Raw genomic sequence first — 9557 nt, 5'->3', positions numbered from 1 at the left:
GGGGTGGTGGACCGCCCCGCGCGGGGCTGCGGGCCCGCCGGCGCGGGGCGCCCCCTGTATGTGTCTCGTCGGACCCCCCCCGCCCCCCGCCCACACACCCCGCCCGTACATCCAGGTCACGCCCGCCCGTACATCCAGGTCACGCCCGCCCGTACGCCCCCGTCACGCCCGCCCGTACACCACCTCACGCCCGCCCGTACACCACTCACGCCCGCCGGCGCCACCTGCGGTGACGCCGCGGAGTGGATCTAGCCGGTGACGCCCAGGAAGCGCAGGACCGCGAGGACGCGGCGGTGGTCGGCGTCCGTCGGCGGGAGGTCCAGTTTGGCGAGGATGCTGTTGATGTGCTTCGCCACCGCGCTTTCGCTGACCGTGAGTCGGGCGGCGATTCCCGCGTTGGAGCGCCCCTCGGCCATCAGGGCGAGGACGTCACGCTCGCGGGGGGTCAAGCGGTCCAGCGGGTCGCTCGGGCGGCGGACCAGGAGCTGGGCCACGACCTGGGGATCGAGGGCGGTGCCGCCGCGGGTCACGCGGCGCAGTGCCTCGATGAACTCCTCGACGTCCGCGACCCGTTGCTTGAGCAGGTAGCCCACGCCGCTGGTGTTCGTGGCGAGCAGTTCGGCCGCGTAGCGTTCCTCGACGTACTGCGAGAGCAGCAGCACGGCGGTCCCGGGGCTGTTCGCGCGGATCGACAGCGCGGCGCGAACCCCCTCGTCGGTGAAGCCGGGAGGCATGCGGACGTCCACGACTGCCAGGTCGGGGCGGTGCGCCTCGACCGCGGCCAGCAGTCCGGGCGCGTCCCCGGCCTCGGCCGCGACCTCGAAGCCGGCCATCTCCAGCACCTTGACCAGGCCGATCCGCAGCAGCACGGAATCCTCGGCGATCACCGCGCGTCTCACGTCGGCCACGGCAGCTCCACATCGATCACGGTCGGTCCCCCTGTGGGTGCCGGGCGCGGGGGGCCACCATGCAGGTGGTGCCCGGAGCGGGGGTGCAGCTGGTGCCACCCCAAGCCGGACATGGGTGTTACTGACTCCGGCACGGTGAGAGCGGAGTGTTGATCACGAGCCCGAGAACCGGGTTCGTGACACGAGGGGAAGCTCCTCCATGGCCTTGTCCGACATTCGTCTTCCCGTTTGCTCCGGCCATGGCGGCCGCGCTCCCCGGCACGGCGGCAGCGCCGGACGCCTCGGCCGTGCCCGCCGCCTGCAAGGACGCGTCCTGGTGGGTGCCGGCCTGGCCCTGCTGCCCTGGCTGGGCTATCTGGCGGGCACCCTGCCGCCTGTCGAAGCGGCGGGCTGGGTCACACTGGACACCCTCGAGGCGGCGGCACTCCTCACCGCGGGCACCCGCGTCCTGCGCCAGGACCGTGCTTGCCGGGTCCCCGCGGCGGCCTCGGCCGCGCTCCTCGTCGCCGACGCCTGCATCGACCTCGCCACAGCGAGTCCCGGCGCGGAACGGACGGCCGCCGTCGTCATGGCCGCTCTCGCCGAACTGCCGCTCGCGGCCCTGTGCCTGATGCTCGCCACCTCCTTCAGGCGCACCCTCCGCCGGCAGCCCCTCGCCCCGCCGGCGGGCCAGGCGGAGGGCGGCGAGCCGATCGGCCGACGAGCACCCGGACACGTCCAAACCTAACGTGGAGGGTGGGAACCGACGTGACGGAGGAGTCATGGACATGAGTAGCGCCATGGACAAGGCCAAGGGGCGGCTCAAGGAGATCACCGGAAAGGTCACCGGCCACGAAAGCCTGGAGGCCGAAGGCCGGATGGACCAGAGGAAGGCCAAGGTCCGGCAGAAGATGAGGAGCGCTCGACACCGCGCCGAAGGCATCATGGACTCGATCAAGCACGGCCGCTCGTAACACATCCCGGCATCGGATGCCCGCCGCCCGCCGCCGTGCGGCCGGACGGCGGCATCGACGTCCGCCGGCTCCCGGCCGGCCCGCTCATCGGTGCGGAGTCACTGGCTTGACCTTCGGGAACAGAACAGGCGGGGGCCGAGGCTGGTGGCCGAGGGCCCGTGCCGGCCATGCGTTCTGGGGCAGCCGCAGCTAGGTCGTCTCCGCTCACTCGTCGACCTGTCTTGGTCGGCCGTCCGGCGCCTGACGGCGAGACGCGCCCCTGGAGCGTGCGGCTCCACGGCGCGGCAGCGCCGTCACGCCCCCTGGAAGACCAGCGCCAGCACCTCCGTCAGGCGCCGCTTCAGCGGCTCCGCGTGCGGCAGGCGCCTGGGGGCGGGGGCGCCGTCGATCCGTACGCCGGTGTCGGCGAGGAGGTACAGCATCCGCAGCGTGCGCATGGCGTTGGAGGTGTGCGCGGCCACGGTGGGGGCGCCGCGCAGGCCGGCCGCGAAGTCCGTCTCGATCGCGTCCAGCCAGCCGAGTGCCTCGGCCTCGGACAGTTCCGGCCGGGTGAGCGTGCGGGCGATGCCCTGGGCGAGCCGGTCGTCCTCCTGCTGCGCGAAGAGCTCGTCGGTCGGAACCACGAGCCGCTCCGCCGCAAGCGCGAGCATCTCCTTCGGGTCGACCTCCGGATGGAGCCCGAAGGTGCCCAGCAGGTCGGCGCCGTGCGCGACGGCGTGGAGCCAGCCGAGCTCGGGGTCGTACCCGCGCAGGTCCTTCTCGGCCGGGTACCAGCGTCGGAAGGCGGCGAGCCATGCCGGGTCGAAGTCGCCGCGACCGACGATCATGTCGAGCACGAGCGGCGCGAAGGTACGCGCCTGGATCTCGGGGTCGTCGAACCGGGCGGCCATCACGGCACCGAGCCGGGCGCGCAGCGGCTCGTCGATGACGTCCCGCTGAATCCACGTCCGCAGCACCCCGTAGGGAGCGCCGTCGCGGATGTCCGGGTCGGGGTGGCGGAGTGCCTCGGCCAGTTCGGAGGCGAGGGCCGGCAGCTCGGCCGCGGCCGGGGCGGGGCAGTCGTTCTCGTAGAGGTCCAGCCAGCGGGCCTTGTCGATCGGCGGCCTGTCGTCGTTCTTGATCACGGCCTCACCTTCGGTGAGTGCCCCCGGGCAAGGCAACCGGTTATCGGACTCCCTCTCTCGTGGATGAGGTCGGCTTACGAGGCGGACGGGGGCCGGGTGTCGGTTTCCCGTCTCGGTGGGTAGTCGATCGGGTCGGGTTCCCAGTGCCAGTCCTCCCCCTGGTGGACGCGCCGGCCGGGAACGGGGCTGGGTCCGCCGTCGCGGCCGGCGTGCCAGTGGATCAGGGCGATCACCGCGCCGAGGAAGAGGACCGTCCCGAGGACGGCCCACGCTGCCGGGTCGCCTTCGGCGAGCCGTGGCCCGCCCGTGGTCCAGAGAAAGCGCCCGAACCGCCATGCCGCGACCACCAGCACGTACCCGAGCCCGAGGGCGAAGGGCAGGAACACCAGCCCGATCCCCAGACAGCCTTTGTCCACGCTCCGGCGTTTCATCTCGCAGCCCCCTTGTTTCCCCGCCCGCTGCCGGGGTGTCGCCAGGGCGGGGCATACCCGGCCCGGGACGGCCCGACACCGGCGCCGGCGCCGACACGTACTGCAATGGCGTACGCGCTGCCCCGCCGCCTCACGCCTCGCGAGGAGTGGTCACCCAGGACAACGACTTGAACGCGTTCAAGCCCTGTGCCAGGGTACGGCATACGTTCTCGATGCGGCCGGTCGCTCATGCGGCCCGCGGAACCCGCCAGGGGTGGAGTGTGTTGCGTTCCTTTCGTATTGCGCTGTTCTTGCCCGCCACGGCCCTCGCCCTGACGGCCTGCGGCAGGCTCACCGTCATGCCGCCGCCCGAGGGCGAACCCGTCTTCCTCAAACCGGCCGAGGTCGCGACCACGTGGACCGACGCCGACGGCGGAACCCTGACGCTGAAGCAGGACGGTACGTTTCTCGCCGACAAGGTCTGCGTCGCCGTCGGCTGGTACGACAGCTTGGCCTGGTCCGGAACAGGCACCTGGAGGCTGGGCTCCAACAAGGACGAGAGCTTCGTCCATGTCACCTTCGACGCCGAACACCCCGAAACGGATGGCCGGGAGCCCGACGCCTATTCCGCCTTGAAACAGGGCAAGGTCCTGAAGCTCTGGGCCGCCGTCGGCGATCCGGACAACGACTATCCGAACTGCGTCCTGACCAGCCCGGCGAGCTGACCCGGGCCGCGGGGCGGGCGAAGTCGGTGCCGCAGGCGGCCCGATTCCGCAGTCGGTGGTGGACGCCGCCGTGCCGTACGTGCGGCTCCGACCGCCGGCGGCAGACGCCGGTCAGCCCCTGAGCGTGACAATGGCCTTCTCGATGCGCCGTCGGCGCGTGTCGGGCCTCTTCGCGCTCTCGATGGCGTGCACGTGCTCGCGCCTGCGGCTGTAGGCAAGCCTGTCGTACGCGGCGCGGGCGGCGGGGTCCTCGTCCAGGGCCTGGGCGAAGTCCGCCGGTTCGACGACGACGCGCGGCTCGGTGTCGAGCTCCAGCTCGACCTCGACCTCGTCGCCGATCGCGACACCCGCTGCCCGTCGGTTGGCGTTGCTGAGACCGAGCAGGTGACGGCCGCGCAGGAGGGCGACCCGGCTCTTCCAGGAATGCCCGTTGACCGTGATCGTCACCGGCGGCCGCGCGCCCCCGCCGAGCGCGGTCACCACCTCGGCCGGAACTTCCAGGCCCCGCATGGGCTCGGGTGGTTCGACGTGGGTCCGAAACTTCATGATCTTCCTCCTGTGGGGTTCTGCCGGCTCACCGCTGAGCCGGCCCTCCGGGCCCGGACAGCCGCTTCTCCTGCCCCCGGCACACACGGGTCCGCCGCCGTGTCCTGGACGGTCCGGGGCAGGCGATCGCGGCTACTGCGCGTAAGGCTGGTCGGCAGCCTCCCAGGCGAACCCGTCCAGGTCGGTGAAGGCGCCGGCGCTGCTGCCGAGGACGATGCGGTGGGAGCCGGTGCCGTCGGCGGGGACTCCGAGGTCCTTGGCCAGGGCACGGCGCTTGTACAGTGCAAGCTTGACGGGGCCGGACTGGCCAGGGGCGAATTCCGCGTACTTGCCGCCGAAGCTCTTGGCCACGGTGAGGCCCCGGTCGACGTAGAACTGCTTGGTGGCCTTCACGTCCTCGACGCCGATCAGTACGACGACCTCGTCGACCTCGCGGGTGGCGGGGCCGGTGTCCTTCTTCGCCGACGTCGCGATCTTCCAGATCGTCCCGTCCGGGGCCTGGACGACGCCGCCGTAGCCCCACATCGACTTCGCGGCGGGCTTCAGCACCGTGGCGCCGGCCTCCACGGCAGCGCGGACGAAGCCGTCGACGGTGGCCGGCCCGGACACCGTGAGCGCCAGGGTGAAGCCACGGAACCCGGTGGAGTGCGCGTCGGACTCCCGCAGGCGTATGTACGTGTCCACGCCGAAGGCGGCGTAGAAGCGGCGAGCGGCGTCGAGGTCGGCCACCTCAAGGGTGACGGACGCGAGGGACGTGTCGGCTGCGGTGGAAGTGGTGGTTGCCATGACCATCACGCTAGGGGTCGCACGGCGGACGGGGCTTCTTCAATCCTGACCGGTCCGGTGTCGAGACCTGGGGCGGGTCACGTTCCCGCATTCGCACATTCCCGGGGCTGGGCTGGAGAACGGGGCCCGGGAACTCGGTCCGGTTGCGGGTGTCGAGGCGGGGCCGCCGGCTCCGTTCTCGGTATACCGGTGGCCTGCACCGGTGACCTCGAAGACTCGCGCAAGGCCAAGGGAGACCGTCATGACGCTTCAGCGGATCGACAACGTCGGCATCGTCGTCGAAGACCTGGACGCGGCCATCGCCTTCTTCACCGAACTGGGCATGGAAGTCGAAGGCACGGCGGAGATCGAGGGCCTCTTCGCGGACCAGGCCGTCGGACTCCAGGGAGTCCGCAGCCACATCGCGATGATGCGAACCCCCGACGGCCACGGAAAGCTCGAGCTCGCGCAGTACCACTCCCCCGCGGCGACCGGCGACGGATCGCACCCTCTGCCGCCGAACACGCTGGGCCTGCACCGGGTCATGTTCGCCGTCGACGACATCGACGACACCATCGCGCGCCTGCGCCCCCACGGTGCCGAACTCCTCGGCGAGGTGGCGCGGTACGAGGACATCTACCGCCTGTGCTACCTCCGTGGCCCCTCGGGGATCATCCTCGCCCTCGCCGAAGAGATCAGCTGACGACCCTGCGCGGCCCGGCCCGGTGTGTGGGCGTGGGGACGGCCGGACGGGCCGGCACCGGCAGCCGCGGCACCGATGATCCCGGTGCCGACGGTCCCGGTGCCGACGGTCCCGCCGGGGAGGGCGGCGGATACCGGCTGGTCATGAAGGTCTGCCCGGCCGGCGCCGCCTTCCCCCGGTCCGTCCACCCCGCAGGAGTCAGCCGGACCGGCGTGGTCAGGCTCCCTTGCGGCGCCTGAGGGCGTAGAAGGTGATGCCCCCGAGCACGAGGACCGCGACGCCGGCGCCGGCCGGTACGGCGAGGCTGCCCAGGGGCGAGTCGCCGTCCTTCGCCGACGGTGCCGGGGCGCTGGTCGCGCCGTGTTCGCCGTCGCCGTTCGCTCCGGACGGTGTTCCGTCCTGGGTGGTGGCGTCGCCGAAGAAGAACACCGGGCCGTTTTCGGGGCGTGGTGTGCCGGAGACGTCCACGGTCAGCGAGATCGGCACCACGATGCCTTTGGCCTTGTCGTCCGGCTCGGCCACCTGCGCCTGGATGTAGTAGGTGCCCGGCACGTCGTACCCGTTGGGGTCGGGGCTCTTCGTGTCGTCCTGCTCGGTGATCTCCCACGGGCCGCAGACCCGCTCGATGAGTCCGGTCCGGCCGGCGAGGAGTTCGGTGGAGCGGTGGTCCTCGTTGCAGAGTGTCGAGGTGCGCTGGGCGTTGTAGACCGTGACGCCCCATCCGGTGGTGGCGGACGCGGGGAAGTCGGCCGGGATGTCGACGCCGGCCTTGACCGTCAGTTTCTGACCCGCCTTCAGTTCGACACGCCAGAAGGGGGCCTCGCCGACGGCGATGGACTGGCGGTGGGTACCCGGTCCGATCGGCGTGGCGCTGTTGAAGGAGAAGCCGCCCTCGGCATCCGCCCCGGTACGGGGTTCGGGAGTCCGCGAGCCGGTCTGCTGGGTGTTGTCGTCGGCGATGCCGACGAGAAGTTCGACGGGCATGGGCTTGTCGCCGGGCCTGGTGATGTCGTTCTCGACCATGATGCAGCCCGTGTCGTCCGGTGCGGGCTTGTCGTTGCCTGCTCCGGGCTTGCTGCGTCCTCCGGTGGAGAGGATGTTCGCCCAGCCCATCGACTGGTCGAACTCCCGCAGCCACGCCCGGGGTTCGCCGTCGCCCGCCGGGCCGGCCGCGACGGTGATGATCGAACCGCGCTCGTAGCCCTCCTCGGCGACGGCGGTGGCGCTCGCCTGGAGCCGCTGGTCCGGCCGCTTCTTCACCTTGTAGTAGAGGTCACGGCCTCCGGTGAACTCGTCCAGGTACTGGCCGGGGGCGACCAGCGGAGCGTCCTGGCAGCCGGTCGTCGAACCGTCGACCGGTTTTCCGGTGGCGTGGTAGGTCCGCCACTCCTTGCGGAACAGGGCGCCCAGATGGGCGGTCAGCGAGTCGGCGTCGTCGGCGTCCGCGTACGACCCGTCGGTCACGTCCGCGATGCACTTCAGCTGCGCTCGCGCCGTAGAGGGCGTACGGAACCCGACCACGTCCACGGCGAGGTCGATGCCCTGTGCCTTGAGCTCGCGGGCCACCTCGCACGCGGGCGGCGGCGCACACGTGTCCTCGCCGTCCGAGACCAGGACGATGCGGCGCTTGCCGCCCGTACCGTTCCTGTCGAGGTCCTTGGCGGCTTCTCGCAGCGAGACGCCGATCGGCGTGAAGCCGACCGCCTTGAAGCCCGCGACCTGCTTCTTGGCATCCGCGCGCGCCGCCCGGTCCATCGTCGCCACCGGCCGGATCAGCTGCGTATCGGCGCAGCCCTGCTTCCTGTCCTGCCCGGGATAGGTGGCGCCGTACACGCGCAGTCCCAGTTCGGCCTGTGCGGGGGCGGTGTCGATGATCCGGGAGACCGCCTGCTTCGCGGCGGCCAGGCGGGTCAGGCCGCCGGCGTCGTTCTGGTTCATCGACCCGGACAGGTCGAGAACCAGATCGATCCGGGCCGGCTCAGGAACGCCGGGCGCTGCTGGCGCGGCGGCGTTCGCGGCCGCCGCCGCTGACGGCACGACCGCGGCAAGTGTGAGGAGAGAAACGGCGGCGAGCGCACGTCGCCGACGTCGTCTGAGAAACATGAAGGTGATCTCCGAAAGGTTGGTCTGCCAGGTCCGTTGCAAGGACCCAAGGACTCGGGACTCGGGGACTCGGGGACCCGAGGACTTGGGACTCGAGGACTTGGGACATGGGGACTTGGGACATGGGGACTCCGGGCGGTCGCACGTGGGTGAGCCGGATGCCCGGCCCCGGCGTGGCACCAGGCGGGCCTCCGGGCTCGCAGAGCCGGCCGAGGTCTCAACAGTTCCAAGCAGCACTGCTGTTGTGGGTGATCAGGGACACGCCTCGATCGACGATGAACATATGCGAACGGTTCCTCAGAACTTCCCGGATACCAATTTCCTGCACTGATTGCGCAGGCTTATGACGGGACCGTTCCGACCGCAACCACATTCGGGCCGACGCCTCGCGCCGCCTCTTCGTGCCGCCTCTTCGTGCCGAGCGCGGCGGTCCACCGGCGCGAAAGAGCGCAGAGTGGTGCTCCATGAGGGCGGAGGATCTACCCCTCACGACTGGGGACAGGCGTCGGGGGGGCTCAGGGCGGCGTGAGCCTGTCGATCCGGGCGGCGAGGTCCGGGTGGGCGGACGCCAGGTGGGGGCGGGCGGCGGCCAGGTGGGCGATGAGGTCGGCGGGGTCGTCGTGGGCGAGGGCCGCGTGGAGCTCGCCGAGCGGGCCCCGGGCGGCCGGGGGAAGGTCGGTGAGGGCGGTGATCTGGCCCGCGAGACGGCGCAGGTCGGCGGCGTTGGCGCGGGCCCAGGTGGCGGTGGTGCGTTCGGCGGCCCGGGCCTGTCGGGTGGCCGTCACGCGTTGCTCGCCGGTGGTCCCCGCGGGGCCGGGACGGCCGCGCAGATAGCGGCGCTCCGCGGCCTGGCGGCTGGCGACGCCGAGGGGATGGGCGAGGTCCGCCCAGCTGGCTCCCGCCTCCCGGGCCGTTTCGATCAGGCCGGTCTCCCATCCGGCCAGCTGCTCGCGCACCTGCCGCAGCAGCAGCAGGGAGGCCAGCGCCTGCTCCGGCCCGGGGCCGGGATCGGCCCCTGCGCGGGAGCCGAGGTCGGGGTCGGAACCTGTGCGGGAGCCGGGAGCGGGGCGGGGCGCGGAGCCCGAGTCGGGGCCTTCGGATGCGTCCGGGGACTCTCGCCGGGCGTTGCGCAGGGCGTCGTCTATGGCCCGCAGGGCCGCCGAGGCGGCGAAGAACGAGGCCGGGCTGTGGGCGTTTGCGCTGGTCGCGGGCGGTTGGTCGGCTGCAGTCACGGGCACCTCCTCAGACTGTCATCGTTTCGACGACATCATGTTTGTCATCCGATGGATGACATGTTACAACGGTGTCTGTGAGGCGCAT

General features: G+C 71.7%; 11 protein-coding genes. 4 read left to right on the top strand and 7 right to left on the bottom strand.

The genetic code is table 11. The annotated features are described in order from the left end of the window. Positions 1-248: 248 nt before the first annotated feature. The gene (locus ACFVGS_RS17050) at positions 249-887 is read right to left on the bottom strand and encodes a response regulator (RefSeq protein ID WP_385692930.1); all 639 of its coding nucleotides are present in this window, start codon (positions 885-887) and stop codon (positions 249-251) included. Between the two features lie 337 nt (positions 888-1224). On the opposite strand from ACFVGS_RS17050, the gene ACFVGS_RS17045 reads away from it, so the two are divergent. Together ACFVGS_RS17045 and ACFVGS_RS17040 are read left to right on the top strand one after the other, a co-directional pair. After that, complete coding sequence (locus tag ACFVGS_RS17045; protein ID WP_385692882.1) at positions 1225-1635, top strand: hypothetical protein; 411 nt, start codon at positions 1225-1227, stop codon at positions 1633-1635. A gap of 40 nt (positions 1636-1675) precedes the next feature. After that, positions 1676-1861, top strand: coding sequence for a CsbD family protein (locus ACFVGS_RS17040; RefSeq protein ID WP_384406555.1), 186 nt, complete (start codon positions 1676-1678; stop codon positions 1859-1861). Between the two features lie 293 nt (positions 1862-2154). On the opposite strand, the gene ACFVGS_RS17035 is transcribed toward ACFVGS_RS17040, so the two are convergent. Both ACFVGS_RS17035 and ACFVGS_RS17030 read right to left on the bottom strand, forming a co-directional pair. Beyond that, on the bottom strand, positions 2155-2985 hold the full coding sequence (locus tag ACFVGS_RS17035; RefSeq protein ID WP_385692881.1) for a DUF2785 domain-containing protein: 831 nt from the start codon (positions 2983-2985) through the stop codon (positions 2155-2157). A gap of 74 nt (positions 2986-3059) precedes the next feature. Beyond that, positions 3060-3416 carry a hypothetical protein gene (locus ACFVGS_RS17030; protein ID WP_384406559.1) on the bottom strand — a complete coding sequence of 119 codons (357 nt, stop codon included), beginning with the start codon at positions 3414-3416 and terminating at the stop codon, positions 3060-3062. Between the two features lie 167 nt (positions 3417-3583). On the opposite strand from ACFVGS_RS17030, the gene ACFVGS_RS17025 reads away from it, so the two are divergent. Beyond that, the gene (locus ACFVGS_RS17025) at positions 3584-4120 is read left to right on the top strand and encodes a hypothetical protein (RefSeq protein WP_385692880.1); all 537 of its coding nucleotides are present in this window, start codon (positions 3584-3586) and stop codon (positions 4118-4120) included. Between the two features lie 111 nt (positions 4121-4231). Here ACFVGS_RS17025 and ACFVGS_RS17020 read toward each other — a convergent pair whose 3' ends face one another. Continuing rightward, the gene (locus ACFVGS_RS17020) at positions 4232-4666 is read right to left on the bottom strand and encodes a YdeI/OmpD-associated family protein (RefSeq protein WP_384406563.1); all 435 of its coding nucleotides are present in this window, start codon (positions 4664-4666) and stop codon (positions 4232-4234) included. A 132-nt stretch (positions 4667-4798) separates the two neighbouring features. Next, positions 4799-5458 carry a glyoxalase gene (locus ACFVGS_RS17015; RefSeq protein WP_385692879.1) on the bottom strand — a complete coding sequence of 220 codons (660 nt, stop codon included), beginning with the start codon at positions 5456-5458 and terminating at the stop codon, positions 4799-4801. 235 nt (positions 5459-5693) lie between these two features. On the opposite strand from ACFVGS_RS17015, the gene ACFVGS_RS17010 reads away from it, so the two are divergent. Continuing rightward, entirely contained in the window at positions 5694-6134 is a 441-nt protein-coding gene (locus tag ACFVGS_RS17010) for a VOC family protein (protein ID WP_385692878.1), read from the top strand. 216 nt (positions 6135-6350) lie between these two features. On the opposite strand, the gene ACFVGS_RS17005 is transcribed toward ACFVGS_RS17010, so the two are convergent. Together ACFVGS_RS17005 and ACFVGS_RS17000 are read right to left on the bottom strand one after the other, a co-directional pair. Beyond that, on the bottom strand, positions 6351-8171 hold the full coding sequence (locus ACFVGS_RS17005) for a VWA domain-containing protein (protein ID WP_385692877.1): 1821 nt from the start codon (positions 8169-8171) through the stop codon (positions 6351-6353). Positions 8172-8752: 581 nt separating this feature from the next. Further along, positions 8753-9469, bottom strand: a complete 717-nt coding sequence (locus tag ACFVGS_RS17000) for a type III effector protein (RefSeq protein ID WP_385692876.1) — start codon at positions 9467-9469, stop codon at positions 8753-8755. Positions 9470-9557 lie beyond the last annotated feature (88 nt).

Origin of the sequence: Streptomyces sp. NPDC127114 (genome assembly GCF_042677525.1) — a bacterium.
Classification (GTDB): domain Bacteria; phylum Actinomycetota; class Actinomycetes; order Streptomycetales; family Streptomycetaceae; genus Streptomyces.
Note: the sequence above shows the minus strand (reverse complement) of the source record. Positions and strands in the feature narration are given on the sequence as shown.

Bases quoted from the DNA above. Each gene is read 5' to 3' on its own strand.
- ACFVGS_RS17040 (WP_384406555.1), top strand. From the start codon at position 1,676: ATGAGTAGCGCCATGGACAAGGCCAAGGGGCGGCTCAAGGAGATCACC.
- ACFVGS_RS17030 (WP_384406559.1), bottom strand. From the start codon at position 3,416: ATGAAACGCCGGAGCGTGGACAAAGGCTGTCTGGGGATCGGGCTGGTG.
- ACFVGS_RS17020 (WP_384406563.1), bottom strand. From the start codon at position 4,666: ATGAAGTTTCGGACCCACGTCGAACCACCCGAGCCCATGCGGGGCCTG.
- ACFVGS_RS17015 (WP_385692879.1), bottom strand. From the start codon at position 5,458: ATGGTCATGGCAACCACCACTTCCACCGCAGCCGACACGTCCCTCGCG.
- ACFVGS_RS17010 (WP_385692878.1), top strand. From the start codon at position 5,694: ATGACGCTTCAGCGGATCGACAACGTCGGCATCGTCGTCGAAGACCTG.